This is a genomic window from Teichococcus oryzae (assembly GCF_008386565.1).
In the GTDB taxonomy this organism is placed as follows: Bacteria; Pseudomonadota; Alphaproteobacteria; order Acetobacterales; family Acetobacteraceae; genus Pseudoroseomonas; species Pseudoroseomonas oryzae.
Map to the genome: position 1 here is coordinate 1 of NZ_VUKA01000036.1, position 14,785 is coordinate 14,785.

Here is a 14,785-nt window from a genome sequence, read left to right on the forward strand (position 1 = left end):
ACAGACCGCAGGACATATTCCTGGCCGGGTCACTTCTCGATGAAAACGCCGGGTCAGATCTCAGCAAAAATCAACAGTCACATTCCTCTGGCGCCAGCCGGATGGCGTGCAGATCGAGCTCCCCGGCATCTGGGATGCTGCGGCCTCGCTCTGGCGTTGCGCCTATGAGCCCGACCTGCGGGGATCCTGGGCCGTCCGGCTCAAGAGCCTGTCGCCGCAGCGGCAGACGGCCTGGCAGGTTTTCGATGTGGCGGCGGCGCCTCAGACTGGCATTGCGCCGGAAGCCGCGATCTGGCTGTCGCAGGCTGATCAGGCGCTGGCCACCGGTAATGGCGGGCTGGTGTCCGCCCTGCGCATCGCTGAGCTGCCGCGATCGCCAGCTCTGGATCGAGACACCTTGCTCCCGGTGGTAGGGCGGACGTCTCCCGATGACGGTGCGCCGTTCGACACCCTGAGCACCACCCTCGGCGACATCCAGGATCGGGCAAGCGAGGCGGCCGCCGATCACGTGCTGCCTCAGGCAAGGGACGCGGCGCGCGAGGAAGCCCGGCCCATTGCTCGCGAAGCCGGCGCGGACGCCGCCCGCGAAGCCATCGAACAGCCGCTGACGGAGGTGGCCGAGGCGGTGCGGACGGCAGCGGGGAGCGCGGAGGCGGCGGACCGGCGGGCGGGGGATGCGGAGGCGGCGCGGGACGAGGCTGGCCGGCTGGCAGGAGACGCCGAGGGGTCTGTTATCGAGCGGACGACCTATCGGCCGACCGAGGCGCCTGATGCCCCTACGCGTCCTGTCATCAATAAGTTGCGGGAGCGGATCTCCGTATCAGACTTCGCTACCCTGCGTGACGGCGAGAACTGGCGCCCCGCCTTCATGGCTGCGATTGATGAAACACCCGACGGGTGGGAGATTCTCGTTCCGGCGAACGATGTCTCGTACTGGGTCGACTGGATCGATCTGTGCGGCAGCCTTCAGGATAAACTGTCCGGCACTCGGCTCCGCGGCCAAGGTATGAAGCGCAGCGTCATCCGCAAATTCGCCCACAACGACATCCCCACAGCCCTCGGCCGGCGGAAGTCTGTCGTCGAGGCCCTGTTCGGACACGGGCACGCGCTTTTTGACTTGGCAGTGATCGGCAACGGTGACACCGCGCCGGTCATCCCCTACACGACCAACTGGACCCCTGGGCAGATCTTCACCTATAGTTCCACGAGCGAGCGCATTGTTTCCACGGCGCCAGACGGCACCTTTGCAGCCGTGCGCACCGCCGCAGACCGCGTGTTTGTTCTCGTAGCTTCGCACACGGCCGATGCAGTCAGCATCTTACCGGATCTTGCCGCCGGTCACTGGCGCGAAGTGACGGGCCAGACGTACGACGAGATGACGCAGACGGGGTATTTCAACAGCTATACCCTCGACGCCGATTATGAGAACCGTCACGCGATCTACATGAACGGCTCGCTTGAGCCAATGCGTGACACAGTCATCAGCGGCGTGCTGGTGTCTCAGTCGTGGTACGGCGGCATTGTCCAGGGCAGCGGACCGCTGTTCGCGGACAACAAGGGGTTTGGAACGCTCAACGCCATCTCAGTGGATTGCCGGGCGGAGGATTGCCGCGCCTCATCCTGGGGCGGGGGCCATGCCATCGGCCGGCGGATCATCAATCCAACTGGTATCCGGCCCGGCTCCTCCTGCATCAAGCTGGACGAGGGCTCGCACCGCGCCCTCATCTCCGGCGCGCGCTTTACCGCTCGTGATGCGCAGACAGATCCGCGAGGTGCCAGCCCCGAAGGTATTCAGGCGTACAAGAGCGACGATGCCGTCATCGTGGGATGTGAGTTGGATGGGTTCACCATCGGCTTCCTCTCCAACAGCTCAGACCGCCTCCGGCTGGACGACAATATTGTCCGCAATGGCTCCAGCGGCTTCAGGATCATTGGTGGCGAGGGCCACTCCCTCGGCGTTGGCAACAAGGCCATCGGCGTCAAGGGGCGCGGCTTCGTCCTGAGCGATCTGCTGTTTCCGCAGGTCATCGCAGGCGAAGCCATTTCTTGCGCTGGTGTGGGAGCCGAACTCACTGCTCTGCGGTATGGGCGCGTTGCTCTGACGGCTCGCGGTTGCGGCACCCTTGCCGATGACGACGGCATCCGCGCTACCGGCTGTCGACACGTCGTTTTTGACGCAGTCCGCGGCTACGACAACGGCAAGACAGACAGTAATGTCAGCGCCGGCTTGCGCATGGTCGATTGCTACGACTGCGATGTAGTCAGTCCGGCGGCGGCCAACTTGACGACGACGGCGCAGAGCTACGGCGTGGTCGAAGAAGGGGCGGCCTCAGCCCGTAACCGCTTCCGCAATCTCAATGTTGGGGCAAACCGCGTCGCGAATACAGTTTTCACCGCTGCGGCAACGGTGGAGAATGCCACGACTTCGGTGCAGGGCTTCACCGTTCCCGGTGACTATACGGCTACGGTCGGTAATAGGTTCGATGTGGCGGGCAAGGCGCTGCGCCTGCCGCGCCGCAACACAGCTAATCGCCCCGCTTCTCCGCAGGGTGGCGATACTGGCTTCAACACAGACAACAGCCGCGTGGAGGTCTATGCCTCTGGGGCCTGGGCTTTCCTTTTGACGACCGCCGGCAACGTCACTATGACGGCGCCATTCACGCTCTCGGGCGATGCAACGGCTGCGCTTCACCCCGTGACCAAGCAGCAGCTTGACGCGGTCGGAACGGCGGCGGCCAGCGCAGCGTCTGCCGCCGCTTCGGCACAAACCAAGGCCGATGCCGCGCTGCCGCTGGCCGGCGGCGTCTCGATGACCGGTCTATTTAGCCTCTCTGGCCCAGGGACGGCCGGGAACCAGCCGGTCACAAAAACGCAGCTAGACGGCGTGAACACGACCGCCACCACTGCGAACAACACTGCCTCCGGCGCCCTGCAACGGGTCGGAGGCATTGTGACTGGCGCGGTCGAGGTGCAAACGGGCGGCACGACCTCCCGCCGGGCGATCCTGCCGGTGGTAGCGGGGGGGAGCACCACCAATGCTGAGCCGACGCAGCTTGGCCCGATAGGTGCTGGGACTGGGCCGGTTTACACATTGCCGAACAATTCTGCGGTGATGTTCCGAGCAACTATCGTGGCCCGGACCAGTAGCGGGGCGTCGGCCGCTTGGACGGCGCGCGGGCTTATCAAGCGCGGCGCTGATGCGAGCGCCACGACACTCGTGGGGGCGTCCGTGACGGCTGAGTTCAGCGATGCGGCTTTCGCATCGGCAACCGTCACGGCGCTGGCCGACACTACGGGCGGCGGCCTGGCAATCCAGGTCACTGGCCTTGCGGGCGGAGTTTTCTGGACCTGTAGCTTGGAGGGTGCGCGGCAGTCCTAGTCGCGCTTCCACTGAGCCAGACAGGCGTCAACTGCGAGGCGAGGCTGATCCGCAGGCGCGGGCTCATCTTCCAGCAGACCGCGCATTTTGCTGTCGGCAACGAGGCGGTCCCAAAATGCCATCTCCTCGCAGATCGGATTTTCGCGGGGCGGCTCGTTGCAGTCGTTGCTCATGAGGCTATCCTAATTGAAGTAAGCGAAATCTCTCGTGCGTCGAAAGATGTGGGGAGTGTCGCGTTGGCGAATCAGGCCCTATCTGGCGCGATCTCCTGCCAATGCTCCCGGAATAAGTACACCTTCTGCCATCTCGCCACTTTCTTCTGCGTCACAGAATCGAGCCAGGACAATGACATCTCTGCATGGCCTGACAGCGCGGCGCCATTCTGGGAAGCCTGCAGCACTGCCCCGCGCGGGACTGAAACTTTTTCAATGTCCTCTAGATCGGCAATCGGATCCGGCCGAGCTTTGAGGAATGTCGCGGTATTGCTCTTGAAGAACGGAGTACCTTTTTCATACCCATAGGTCAGGCGCAGATATTCCGGCCAAGCTATGGTGCGTGCGCCAAGTGTCTGATTTGAAAACTGAGTGTCTGCATCTGCAAATTTTAGGCCCAAAGCACGGTGAACATTAGGAGGAATCGGGGTCTTAAGCCCGCGCTGTGGTTCCTCCGCCACATAGTAATAGGAGGGATCCAACGGGTGCCCCAAATGCTCATTTAGCCGTCTGATGGCCTCAGCGTACAGGACCTGAGTTGGGTGTCCTGGCGTCATGAACAGTCGCTGGTTCCGATACTCCGAGCGGATGTAATCGGATATGCGGAACGCCGTTTGGTTTGTCTTCTCCTGCAATTCGAGGTGCCGCGTCGATTCCTCTGCGTTTAGCTGAATAGCGACGGCATCTGTGTGGAGCTCGCTGACCTGCCGGACAAACTCCTCGTAGGACCTTGATGCACTCGCGGACTCCGCAATCTCCGGAAAGTGCCATTCATCTCCTGCGAAGAACCGGCCCTTGGAGATCTTGGGGAAATACCCCCGCCAGTGCAGATGAGGGTAGCAGATTGACCTTACGCCGTTGGCCTTGCATGCCTCGACCACCCGCCACGTCTCATAGCCTTCCTTATTTTCGATTGGGCTAAAGACAATGGTGTCCCATTGGGAAACAGCATCATAGGGGAACGGAGTTCCATCCAGGACCATTCGCCAGTTGGTCGCATAATCGTAGACAAAGTCGTCCCTGGTGCCCCAGCGGGAAAAAACCGAGGCAAAAATGGATGCGTGGCAGGCCCCATAGAACAGGACACGCTTGGCATCCGGCCTCTTGCTCTGCCCCCTGTTGACCCCTGGCAGATCCACTGGCTCAGACACGGGCGCCCCCATGCGCATCCTTGAAGCGCCACTCATCGACGATGCGGCGCAGCAGTTCGTTGAAGGTGATGCCGAGGCGCGAAGCCTCGTTCTGAAGCGCCTCGGCTTGCTGGGAGGTCAGGTGCACTGACCTTCTAAGGGTGTCCATAGGGTGCATCCATACACCCCTGGAAGGATAGAAACAACTTCTTGGTTATCTAAAAATGTTCTGCAACCTTACGCTCTCTGCATCTATGAGGGCCGCCCAGGAGTGATCCATGCCCCGGATCGTGAACGGCTATATCGTACCCCTCCAGCATAGGGGGCTCGAATGAGCCCCCCGCCCGTCGCCAGGAACATCGTCGCGTTCCTGGCGGGCGCTGCGTCAGGAGCCGCCGAATGCCCACCGTAGTCGCGCGCTTCCGCCGTGCCATCGACCCGCTACGGCACCTGGTTGCCTTCGCCAGATATCCCGGCTGGCTGGAAATCGTCATCGGTGTGGGCGGCGGCGTGTTGTGGAGCATCTTGGCGTTTTTCAGCGGCGTGACGCTGGATGAGCGGCCAGGCATGTACCTGACTGTCTTCTTCACGCCCTTTGCCTACTTCTGGGAGATGGTGGGCGTCCTGATGGCCGCTATCCATGGCTATATGCTGGCGGCCGAGAACCAGCGCGGGCGCGCTTGGACGGTCGCGGCGACCTGTGCCTTCTGGTCGCATGTCACCTACAGTGTCAGCTTGCAGGCGCTTGCTCGGGACCTGCCGATTCCGATGACTGCCGTGGCGACTGCTCTTTTGGCGCTGATCTCCTTCGTGCTGACGGTGAGGCTGTGGAAAGGGTACTCGTGAAGTGGGGCCGGAGCACATCACGGCGATTGGAGCGTCCATTGCTGCGATCCTGACAGCGGCCGGCGGCATGTTCCTGGGCCTCAAGAACCGAGGCGACAAAGAGGATGAGGACGCGATCAAGCGTCTGACGACCGAACTCAAACACGAGCGGACGATGCGTGAGTTTGAGCGGCAGAGTGGACAGCGCTGGTACGAACTGGCGCTGTGGTGGCATGCCAAGGCGCACGAGATGCGCGGCGAGGTAGCGGGCGCTCAGCAGTCGGCGATCAGCGCGGCACGCATCGCTAAATTCGAATTGCAGCCCTTCACCACGAACCTCGATTTGCCGCGGCTGGAGGACCCGATCCCGCCGCTGCCGAAGCCGAACTAACCCCGCCGCCGGCCGGCTGCCGGCATCCTCATAATCTGGAGCACCACATGGGACCGCTCATCGGCGCGGCGCTCGGCCTAGCGCCTGAGCTGCTGCGTCTGCTCGGGCTCGGCCAGGCGTCCGGCTTGGCGAAGGCCGCGGCCGAGGCCATCGTCGGCACGTCTGATCCAGCCGAGATCAAGAACCTGCCGCCGGACAAACAGGCAGAACTGCGCGCAGAGCTTGCAAGGATCGCGCTGGCGGAGCGGCAGGCGGAACTGGCGGATGTGGCCGATGCGCGGGCGCTGTCAGAAAAGTCCAACCTGATCGCCTGGGCCCAGGTGTGCGGGGCGGCAGGCGTGCTCCTGCTCTACGCGGCCATCCTGCTGATCTTCGCCTTCCGAGGCGTTCCTGCGGACGGCAGCGGCATCTTCACCCTGGCACTCGGCGTGCTGACGACGCTGCTCCCGATCATCGCCGGCTTTTTCTACGGCAACGCCACGGCGGCCAATAGCGCGAACGCCCGCATGGATCAGATCGCCGCGCGGGCCACGCCTCTCCTGACGCTGCCAGGCGCGGCGAGCGAGGCGGACCGGCTCAATGCACAGCAGTTGCAGGAGGTGCGGCGATGAACCAAGCCGAGTTCCTGGCGCGCATCCAGCGGCCGGCCGCGCAGTGGGCGCTGGTTCATGCCGGCATCCAGTCCAGCATCGAAGCGCACCGCTTCCTGTTGGCCGTGGCCGGGCAGGAGAGCGCCTGTACGCACCGCGCTCAGGTGCCCATCGATTATGCCCATGGATTCTGGCAATTCGAGAAAGGCGGCGGCGTCCACGGCGTCATGACCCACCGCACCAGCGCCGCCAAGGCCCGTGCGCTGTGCGAGGCCGCTTCAGTGCGCTTCGAGGCCACGGCCATCTGGCGCGCCATCGAGGGGCATGACGGGCTGGCCTACGGCTTCGCGCGCTTGCTGCTGCTGACTGATCCTTATCCGATTCCGGTCGAGCAGCACGCCGCGTGGGCCTGCTACGCGCTGCGGCTGTGGCGGCCGGGGAAGCCGCATCCGCAAACCTGGCCCGTCTGGTGGCAGGGCGCAGGCTTGACGTCCTCTCGGGCGTGAATGCCGGCGAGGCGCCCCGTACAGGCTATATCATTCGGACCGCTCGCCAAGTTACTGCATGGCTAGCGAAGCCGCCAAGGCCAAGTCCTTGTGGCGCCGAGATATCCGGTCCCTTCTGTGGCGCTCCGCTTGTGTCCGAAGACGATCGATGGACTCTTGTGTCGCACCCCGCTCAGCTGCCTTGGCCCATACCGCTTCAGCCCACTGTCCGTGGCCTCGCTCGTAGGCGGCGACGCCCAGGTGCATCAGGTAGGCCCGCGACGACCGTGTTTGCGTGCGTACCATGCGGAGCCCTGACTGCGGCGCCGCCCCATCGATCATTTCCATGACCTTAACAGCGAACGAGTTCTCGGACATGAACCAGATGGCAGCGTGCCTCATGAACCGAATACGCAACTCGGAGGGCCTGCACATCAGGGCCAGCGCATCGACGTGCAGCGCATCGCGCCAGTAGTAGGGATCATACGCAATCCAGACATTCTCCGGGAGTTCGCTTGCCTGGAGGGCCATGTTCTGGTGCAAATCGGGTCGAAAGTAGCTTCGATAGAGATCATCCCACGGAACATCCGCGGGTGAGATCGAAACTTGGGGGCAGACCGCGAGAGCAGACTGTGCGCCGATCGCCCTCCCATACTTCAAGGCGGCATAGCCACCCATGCTGAAGCCGTAGGTGATGGCAGACGGTTTGAGCCTTGACCTGATTTCAGGAATCTGAGGGACCACGGAGCTGGCGGGGAACCAGTTGGATGCCTTTGCGACAATACCGACGGTGTCGATAGAATGCTTCTGTGCGATCTTGTCGCCCCAAAACTCTGGTGGCTCCCGCCGGTACATCATTTCGCTGAAGGTGACCAAGCTGAAGCGTGAAGCGCCTGGGCGATGAACGATGTAGATGTGTTCATCCTCGAACAGAATCGTCTCGACCACTTGCGGCTCCAGTCCCGTGACCACACCGACCGTACAGTTGAAACCCTATGCTCAGAGGGCAGATGGCCTACGACGCTGAGTCAGGCGCCGCAGTCGAGCCCTGGCGCTCTGATCCGTGGACATCCCAAGAACACGATCTGGTTCACAGCTTAACTATCGCATGACTTCCCGGCAAGGTTGTATTTTCGCTTTTGGGCTCGCGCTTGTATTGCAGCGGTAGCCGGAGATTGTCTTTTCCTGTCGCCTATCGGCGCTGCAGCGTATGCGCGCGTCAATGCGATGACCTCTTGCGGCTTGGTGGGGTCAGAGGCTCCGCCTCGATCTGCCAATGCTTGGCATCATAGTGCTCGATCAGGGTCAGACAGCCCGTTGAAGCGGGCGGCCGCCTCGGTGCCGGAGCCGGGCTCATTGTCAGAATGCGGCTCAACCTCGGCCAGAGCCCAGTCGTAACCGGCCTCGGTGATGCTCAGACGGAATTGCATCACACGGTCTCCGGCCTGATGGCGGCCGCTTTCAGCCCGTCGCCTTCAAAAATGGCGCAATGGCGCCGCCCGATCCATTCCACCCTTCACAATTCGGAGTTATCCCCCCGTGATCAAGCATGGTCTCTGGTTTGCGAACAACCGCCAGCGCGTCTTCGACTATGAGGAGTTCCTGGGCCGAAGGGTCGAACTAGTGCGAGGCGCGAATGGCAGCGTTGACTGGAAGGATGTCACTTCCACGAAGTGGATCGCGGACAACGGCAAGGCGCTATACCCGCGTGAGCTTCAGGTGTGCCTGGTGCTGTGGCCGAAGACCATCGCGGCCGGCACGGCATTCTCCCAGGCTGCCAGTGGCGCGTACAACGCCTACTGGGAGACGATGCTGAAGAACCTGATCAGCGGTCTGCCAGGCGATTACCTGATCTATCTGTCGCCATTGTACGAAGGCAACGCCAACTGGTTCCCGCACTCGTTCAATAAGACCTATGAGGCGCAGGCGAAGGTCGTATTCCAAGAGTTCGGCAAGGTGATGAAGCGCATTTCGTCGCGCTTCCGCATGATCATCAACTTCGCTGAGTGGAACAGCGACCGGTCCGCCTCCTTCGTCGGCGTGTTCCCCGGCAAGGAATACTGCAACGATTTTGGGATTAACTTGTACTGTAAGGACGAGTATCAGGGCAGCGATCCGGGCGGGATGCTGGACGACCTGCTGAACAGCAAGATGGGCCTCAACCGGATGCTCCGCGAAGCGCAGCAGCTTGGCGTCACCGGGCTCTGGATTCCGGAATGGGGCGTCCGGCCCTACAGCAAGAACGAAACGCCGCGTGAGCGCATCGACCTCACAAAAGTTGTGCAGGGCATTGGCGATAAGATCATCCAGCACCGCATCCATTGGCTTTGGTGGGACGGGCGCGGCAGCAACGAGGCCTACATCGGGCCGATCGGCAAGGGTGGTTTCCCGAAGCTGAACGCCGCCATCAAGGCGCTCGATGCGCGGGTTCGCCAGGCTAACTCGGGCCAGGGCAGCGCCCCCGCCCTTCCGCCCGTGACCCCATCGCCAACTCCCACGCCGACCCCGCAGCCCACGCCGACAGCGCCGGCCGATCCGGCCCTGGATCTGCTGGCCGTCATCCATGAGGCTGCCTTCGCGGCTCGCGACAAGCACCCCGAGCCGGCCAACGCTACCCTGCGCCAAGTGGAGCACACGGCCTGGGCGGCGCGGGCGAAGGCCGGCAGCGTGGCGGGAGCAGCGCCGGCTGATGCCGAGGCGCCCATCCCAGCGCTGGCGCGGATCTATGCCGCCGTCCGGCAGGGAAGCGGCTGGGATGCCGAGGCCTCGCGCCTGGCGGCGGCCTGGCTGGAGCGGGCGCTGCCGATCTTGACCGAAGCCGGCGCCGTGCCGTCTGATCCCGAGGAGCCGGTTGATCCGGATCCGGAGCAGCCGGACAACAGCGAGGAGGTGGCGGCGTTGAAGCGGCAGGTCACCACGCTGCAGGCGGAGCTGGCGGCGCGGAACGCCGCGCTGGACGCCGCGAACGGGCGACTCGCGGCAATCCAGGCGGCGAGCCAAGCCCTGCAGGCGGCGCTGGCATGAACCTCGTCCTGCTTCTCATCCTGGTGGTGCTGATCGTGGGGGCAATCCCTGCTTGGCCGCATTCCAGGGGCTGGGGGGTTGCCCCTTCCTCGATTCTCCTTGTCGTGCTGGTCGTCTTGCTGATTATGTTAGCAACCGGCCGCTTGTAGGCCGACCGTGATCACTTGACCGCCCGTCTCGATCTAGGACGGGCGGTTTTTTGTGTTTGAGGCTTGTCAGAAGGCCGGCAGGGCTCCGGCCGGGCGGCGCTGGCTTAAGGCCTCAATTCGCCCCTACCACAACCGGAAATAGGTGCTAGGCTCAGCCTGCCACTGGCGATGGTGGCAATTGTCGTACCGAATCCCGTCCTCCCGCCCGTCCCGATCTGGGGCGGGCGGCTTTTTGCGTTTGGGGCTGGTCAGGTAAGGCCGGCATACCGCACCTGATAAGGGCCCGGCCGCAATCCGAATGCCTAGATCCTTCTCGTGAAGATCCAGAAGATGAAACTGCCGGCCCCGAAAAGTAGAAGGCCCAGCAGTGCGATGCCTGTGATGCGGCCGCCAATCGCGAGAATTCCATCGTAAAGCCAACGGTTTGCCGGATTTACGAGTGCCAGAAGTATCCAAAGCGCCAGCACTGACACCCCAGCCAGGCACCCAAAAAGGGAGTACTTCAAGCCCCTCCACAGCGTGACAGGGAGCCCCCATGACCCATCTTTCCTAGGGCGATCTACCAAGATGAAGCTCCCCTCACGCGCGCATAGCTCGTTTACCACTTAGCGCGTGCTTGAGAAGGCGTCCGGTCAGCATCGGCCACGGTGACGCATCAGCCGACCCGCGGGGGTGGGTAACGGGCATAGACAGCCGCGACCTCGCGGGTGAGTTCGCGCAGCCAGGAGGCCAGCCGATCAGGGATTCGGGCCTGTCCCCGCGCCATCCGCCGGGCCTTGGCTTCGTCGATTCCCAGGAGCCGTGCAAGGTCGCTTTGTCCCCATCTGAGCGTCTCCAGGCAGGCCTTCATCTCCTCGCCGGACATAACTAGAGCCCCAGGTTCAACTGTCCCGGCGGCGTGCGGCGGCCATCAGGCTCGCAGTCCGCCAGGTCGTTCAGCATCGGATCGATCTCCGCCAGGATACCGTCCACGGCCTCAACAATGTGCGCCTGCGGCATGGCCGGGCTCAGGGCGCGCAGATATCCACGAGCCTCGCCCTTGGCCTCTCGGACGGTGCAGCCCTCGCGAAGGGCAAGCTGGAGGGTCTGGCGCACCCGGTGTTCGGTCACAGGGTCGAGCAGGCGGGGGTTGAGATTCATCGTCCGGAACTCCATCGCAAGGGGGCGGCGCGAAGCTACAACAGAGAACGAAAGAAGAACAAGAGAGTTGCTGAGGCGTGGCGGAGGCCGCCTTGCCGTCAGGACCGGAATCCAATCAGGAGCTTGCCTTCAACCGGCCATAGGTTCTCGCTGGCAGAGGAGGGGCGGTGACTTGGCTTGCTACCGTAAAGGCCGTCACAGGCCTACGCGGCGGAGGCGGAAACTGCCTCCGCCGCAAACTAGAAGCTGTACGTCCGGCGCGCCTAGCAGGCGGAAACTACCCACTGATTCCTCAGTGTTTGTCCAACATTCCTAATCTGGGGGCCGTGGGTTCGAATCCCGCCGGGGACACCATTCTCTCTAATTAATAGATTGTATTTGCAGGATTTTTAATCCTGCTCTTTCTCTTTCCCCCACAATCTCCCCCACATCCCGCTCGCGTCAGCCTGATCTGGGCTGCGACTCTGGAACTGGTGGCGGCCTCGAAGAGGGTACCCGAGGGCCCCTTTGCATGGTCACCTCCTGGTCCTGTAGCGGCTTGCTATCACTCCCGATCCCGTTCCGCCGGCACCGATGGACGGCGCCGCAGTCCGTTTGCACTGCCAGGTGCGGAGCCCCTTGGCGGCGCGGCGCTGGTTCTCCGCCGTCCCCTCGAGCATCGGCATCCGGGCAAGCCTGGGGTCCAACATGGCTACGGTCAGCAGGTCGGTGACCCGTGTCATGCCAGTGGCGCGCATGACGGGGCGAACTCGGCCCCGCTCAGCCCGGGAACCCAGCCGGCCGCCACCGCTGCCAGCCACGCCAGGAAGGAGCCGCCCACCCCCCGACGGCGCCGCCCACCCGCTAGGGCGGCTCGTCGCCCGCGAGCTGCTGGCGCAGCTGCCGCAGGGCGGTGATGTGCTGGTCCGAGGCGAGAAGGCGGCCGAGGGCCTGCGGCACCTCCTCCGGTGCGCCGACCTGCAGGATGGGCTCGAGCAGGCTACGGGCGAAATCCCGCCGTGCCGCCCGGCTGGCCGCCTCGGCGGCCCGGATCTCCTGCAGGCGCTGCTGCATCGTATTTCGCAGCTGTTGCTGCGCCCGCTGCTCCACCTGCGCCACCAGGTCCTCCGCCTGGGCGGCCGTGCGCAGCCGATCATGCAGCGCTGGGAACTCCCCCAGGGCAAGGTGGTGGCGGAAGACCCAGGCGTTCACCACCTGCTGCGTCAGGCGCCCCCAGGAGGGGGCGGCCGCCTGGCGCAGTTGGCTGGCGGCATAGTCCTCCAGAAGCTGGTACGCCTCCTCCTTGCCCACCGCCTGACGGAGCGCGGCAAGATTGGCGCGCACAGTGGGAGTGGAATGAAAGAACCGCTCCAGTGGGGAAAACTAAATCAGCTATGACGGCTATCGGCCGATAGCCGCCAGTCCGCTCTGTGCAAAGGTCCAGGCACTTGCTGCCCTCGGTGATGAACAACATTCAGGGCGTGCTGCTCGGCGCCTGGGCCATCTAGCATGACCCGGGCATCCCGCCCGCCATCCGCAAGGCCATGGGCTACGCCAACGTTATCGGCTGCGATCTCGGCCCCGAGTTCACCCCCATCGGCAGCCTGGCGACGCTGCTCTGGCTGCAGGTGGTGGCGCGCAAGGGCAACACCATTACTTGGGGGCAGTACATGAAGGTCGGCCTCGTCAACAAGCCAACAGAATGGAGCCACTCGCCGATCAGTGAAGTGCCGTCATTGGCGTAGACACAACTTGTAAAACTGTGTCGGCCGCCAGCCGGTAAATCTGCGCGGAGTGCCTGGCATCAGGCGCAGCCACTTGCCGGAAGCATGTCAGCGTGGACCTCGAAAAGCACCCTACCGCCGTACGCAGCGCCGTTGCCGCTCAGACAGAGTCCGCACCCAGCCAGCGGTGGGACTTCCTGGACCGAATTCGGGCCATTCTGATGCTGATCGGGATCCCGTACCATGTTGGCCTCGTCTATGCGGCGCATGCTGTCTGGATTGTAGAGTCACCGGAGAAATCACATCCGGTGACCTGGGCGCTCCAGTTCAGCCACACCTTCCGCATGCCCGTGTTCTTTCTCATCGCGGGCTTCTTCGCCTCACTGATGATCCGGAGGCGCGGCGCGGGACACTGGCTGGCCGGGCGCGCGCGGCGCATCGGCATTCCATTGCTGACGTCCCTGCTCCTGGTCAGCCCGCTTATGGTGCTCGCTAGCAGCGTGGCCGCTGGAGGCGTGAGCAACGCTATTCCTGCTCTGCTGGCAGTGGTGAGCAGCCCGAGCGCCGCCTGGACCGTCCACCTCTGGTTCCTCATATATCTGCTCATTTACTGCGTACTCTTCGCGGGACTTTGGCTTCTGGGCAGCAGATGCGGTCTCGGTGCCTTTATCGCTCAAGCCCAGGACCGGCTGGAGCAGGATCCGTGGCTGCGATGGCTCGGCCCGGCGGCGTTGGGTTTGGTGGTCCTTGTCGTTGCCGTTGTGGCTGCGAAGCTGGAGATTGCCTACCTGATGGGCGGCATCTTCGTGGCGGGCCAGTTCGTATCCGACGGTCTGATGTTTCTTGTGGGCGCCCTGGTAGCTGCCCGCTCAGCATGGTTCGAAGCCTTCACACGCCCCCGCTGGTTGGTCTGGGCACTCGCCCTCGTCACGGCCGTCATCATGGCCGTGTTCCAGGACGGCGAGGGCGACATAAGCCGGGCCATTACCTACTTCCTGATGCCTGTGGTGGGCGTGCTGTTCGCCCACCTCCTGTTGTCGGCCGCCCGGCTTTGGTTGGATCGCCGGACGCGGCTCTCCGCAGCCTTGGTGGAGGCGGCGATGACCATGTACCTGGTGCACGTCCCCATCGTCCTCTGGCTTTCTGTCGGCTTCCTGTCAGTGGATTGGCCCGCAGAAGCCGAGTTTTTTCTGATCACTGTGGTAGCAGTGGCGGCTTCCTATGCCTTCCACTGCATAGTGGACCGCCAATCCGCCTTGACCCTGCTCTTCAACGGGCAGGCAGCCTCAAGACGCTCCAAAGCGTCGAGATCTCTCGAAGCGGTGCCGGGCGCCCCTCGCGCCTGAGCGCTTGCCCGCTTCGGTACGCCGTGCATGGCTGCCGGGGGAATGGGCAGTGCCGCCGCCTGTACCAGGCTGCGGCGCGACCAGCGCCGGGCGACTAGCTCCGGCCGCGCTGTGCTCTGGATCTGGCCTCGTCGCCAGCCTCATGCCCTACCCGGCCATGATGCATGAACAGGTGCATCAGCGGACAGGCCAGTAGGAGGAGGTACGGCAGCACGCCGAAGACGTGCGCGTAGTGTTCCCGAAGAACGTAGAACGCGGCGATAAGCCCGAGACCGATGACGGCGATGCCGGTCCGGCTGCGCCACCAAGAAGATTCCGCATGGTCATGCATTCTGTGTTGATTTTTGCTGAGATCTGACCCGGCGTTTTCATCGAGAAGTGACCCGGCCAGGAATATGTCCTGCGGTCTGT

Annotated in this window: 16 protein-coding genes and 1 pseudogene; 9 read left to right on the plus strand and 8 right to left on the minus strand. The window is 63.5% G+C overall.

The annotated features are described in order from the left end of the window. Positions 1-106: 106 nt before the first annotated feature. On the plus strand, positions 107-3,379 hold the full coding sequence (locus F0Q34_RS21935) for a right-handed parallel beta-helix repeat-containing protein (protein ID WP_161600972.1): 3,273 nt from the start codon (positions 107-109) through the stop codon (positions 3,377-3,379). Here the strand turns inward: F0Q34_RS21935 and F0Q34_RS21940 are convergent. The 3 genes from F0Q34_RS21940 to F0Q34_RS21945 all read right to left on the minus strand — a co-directional run bounded on the left by F0Q34_RS21940 (position 3,376) and on the right by F0Q34_RS21945 (position 4,890). Further along, positions 3,376-3,552: a hypothetical protein gene (locus F0Q34_RS21940; protein ID WP_161600973.1), complete on the minus strand. Its 177-nt coding sequence runs from the start codon at positions 3,550-3,552 to the stop codon at positions 3,376-3,378. The genes F0Q34_RS21935 and F0Q34_RS21940 overlap by 4 nt on opposite strands. A gap of 71 nt (positions 3,553-3,623) precedes the next feature. Beyond that, the gene (locus F0Q34_RS20705; protein ID WP_161600974.1) at positions 3,624-4,754 is read right to left on the minus strand and encodes a WcbI family polysaccharide biosynthesis putative acetyltransferase; all 1,131 of its coding nucleotides are present in this window, start codon (positions 4,752-4,754) and stop codon (positions 3,624-3,626) included. Next, positions 4,735-4,890, minus strand: coding sequence for a ribbon-helix-helix protein, CopG family (locus tag F0Q34_RS21945; protein WP_161600975.1), 156 nt, complete (start codon positions 4,888-4,890; stop codon positions 4,735-4,737). The genes F0Q34_RS20705 and F0Q34_RS21945 overlap by 20 nt, the downstream gene beginning before the upstream one ends. A 230-nt stretch (positions 4,891-5,120) precedes the next feature. Between F0Q34_RS21945 and F0Q34_RS20710 the strand changes: the two genes are divergently transcribed. From F0Q34_RS20710 to F0Q34_RS20725, 4 genes are read left to right on the plus strand one after another with little or no spacing between them, the layout of a single operon-like run. Continuing rightward, entirely contained in the window at positions 5,121-5,567 is a 447-nt protein-coding gene (locus tag F0Q34_RS20710; protein ID WP_149814279.1) for a hypothetical protein, read from the plus strand. Between the two features lies 1 nt (position 5,568). Further along, positions 5,569-5,937, plus strand: coding sequence for a hypothetical protein (locus F0Q34_RS20715; protein WP_149814280.1), 369 nt, complete (start codon positions 5,569-5,571; stop codon positions 5,935-5,937). 47 nt (positions 5,938-5,984) lie between these two features. Continuing rightward, positions 5,985-6,548, plus strand: coding sequence for a hypothetical protein (locus F0Q34_RS20720; RefSeq protein ID WP_149814281.1), 564 nt, complete (start codon positions 5,985-5,987; stop codon positions 6,546-6,548). Then, positions 6,545-7,033 (plus strand): hypothetical protein, encoded by a 489-nt coding sequence (locus F0Q34_RS20725; protein WP_149814282.1) that lies wholly within the window; start codon positions 6,545-6,547, stop codon positions 7,031-7,033. Before F0Q34_RS20720 ends, F0Q34_RS20725 begins: the two co-directional genes overlap by 4 nt. Positions 7,034-7,084: 51 nt before the next feature. Here the strand turns inward: F0Q34_RS20725 and F0Q34_RS20730 are convergent, their stop codons facing one another. Together F0Q34_RS20730 and F0Q34_RS21950 are read right to left on the minus strand one after the other, a co-directional pair. After that, a complete protein-coding gene (locus F0Q34_RS20730; protein ID WP_149814283.1) occupies positions 7,085-7,960 on the minus strand; it encodes a hypothetical protein in 876 nt (291 codons plus the stop codon). Positions 7,961-8,298: 338 nt separating this feature from the next. Further along, positions 8,299-8,442, minus strand: a complete 144-nt coding sequence (locus F0Q34_RS21950; RefSeq protein WP_161600976.1) for a hypothetical protein — start codon at positions 8,440-8,442, stop codon at positions 8,299-8,301. Positions 8,443-8,551: 109 nt separating this feature from the next. On the opposite strand from F0Q34_RS21950, the gene F0Q34_RS20735 reads away from it, so the two are divergent. Then, on the plus strand, positions 8,552-10,036 hold the full coding sequence (locus tag F0Q34_RS20735) for a hypothetical protein (protein ID WP_149814284.1): 1,485 nt from the start codon (positions 8,552-8,554) through the stop codon (positions 10,034-10,036). Beyond that, positions 10,033-10,185 (plus strand): DUF3309 family protein, encoded by a 153-nt coding sequence (locus F0Q34_RS20740; RefSeq protein WP_149814285.1) that lies wholly within the window; start codon positions 10,033-10,035, stop codon positions 10,183-10,185. The genes F0Q34_RS20735 and F0Q34_RS20740 overlap by 4 nt, the downstream gene beginning before the upstream one ends. A gap of 867 nt (positions 10,186-11,052) precedes the next feature. On the opposite strand, the gene F0Q34_RS20745 is transcribed toward F0Q34_RS20740, so the two are convergent. Both F0Q34_RS20745 and F0Q34_RS20750 read right to left on the minus strand, forming a co-directional pair. Beyond that, positions 11,053-11,325: a hypothetical protein gene (locus F0Q34_RS20745; RefSeq protein WP_149814286.1), complete on the minus strand. Its 273-nt coding sequence runs from the start codon at positions 11,323-11,325 to the stop codon at positions 11,053-11,055. Between the two features lie 843 nt (positions 11,326-12,168). Next, a complete protein-coding gene (locus tag F0Q34_RS20750; RefSeq protein ID WP_149814287.1) occupies positions 12,169-12,648 on the minus strand; it encodes a hypothetical protein in 480 nt (159 codons plus the stop codon). 104 nt (positions 12,649-12,752) lie between these two features. Here F0Q34_RS20750 and F0Q34_RS20755 point away from each other — a divergent pair. Beyond that, positions 12,753-13,049 (plus strand): annotated as a pseudogene (locus tag F0Q34_RS20755) (ArsB/NhaD family transporter); the annotation flags it as partial. A 92-nt stretch (positions 13,050-13,141) separates the two neighbouring features. Then, a complete protein-coding gene (locus F0Q34_RS20760; protein WP_149814288.1) occupies positions 13,142-14,374 on the plus strand; it encodes an acyltransferase family protein in 1,233 nt (410 codons plus the stop codon). Positions 14,375-14,468: 94 nt separating this feature from the next. On the opposite strand, the gene F0Q34_RS20765 is transcribed toward F0Q34_RS20760, so the two are convergent. Continuing rightward, positions 14,469-14,785: DUF2933 domain-containing protein (locus tag F0Q34_RS20765; protein WP_241665607.1), on the minus strand; the 317-nt coding region annotated here is incomplete at its 5' end.

Coding starts and splice junctions, on each gene's coding strand:
- F0Q34_RS21940 (WP_161600973.1), bottom strand. CDS start 3,552: ATGAGCAACGACTGCAACGAGCCGCCCCGCGAAAATCCGATCTGCGAG.
- F0Q34_RS20705 (WP_161600974.1), bottom strand. CDS start 4,754: ATGGGGGCGCCCGTGTCTGAGCCAGTGGATCTGCCAGGGGTCAACAGG.
- F0Q34_RS21945 (WP_161600975.1), bottom strand. CDS start 4,890: ATGGACACCCTTAGAAGGTCAGTGCACCTGACCTCCCAGCAAGCCGAG.
- F0Q34_RS20710 (WP_149814279.1), top strand. CDS start 5,121: ATGCCCACCGTAGTCGCGCGCTTCCGCCGTGCCATCGACCCGCTACGG.
- F0Q34_RS20720 (WP_149814281.1), top strand. CDS start 5,985: ATGGGACCGCTCATCGGCGCGGCGCTCGGCCTAGCGCCTGAGCTGCTG.
- F0Q34_RS20725 (WP_149814282.1), top strand. CDS start 6,545: ATGAACCAAGCCGAGTTCCTGGCGCGCATCCAGCGGCCGGCCGCGCAG.
- F0Q34_RS21950 (WP_161600976.1), bottom strand. CDS start 8,442: ATGCAATTCCGTCTGAGCATCACCGAGGCCGGTTACGACTGGGCTCTG.
- F0Q34_RS20740 (WP_149814285.1), top strand. CDS start 10,033: ATGAACCTCGTCCTGCTTCTCATCCTGGTGGTGCTGATCGTGGGGGCA.
- F0Q34_RS20745 (WP_149814286.1), bottom strand. CDS start 11,325: ATGAATCTCAACCCCCGCCTGCTCGACCCTGTGACCGAACACCGGGTG.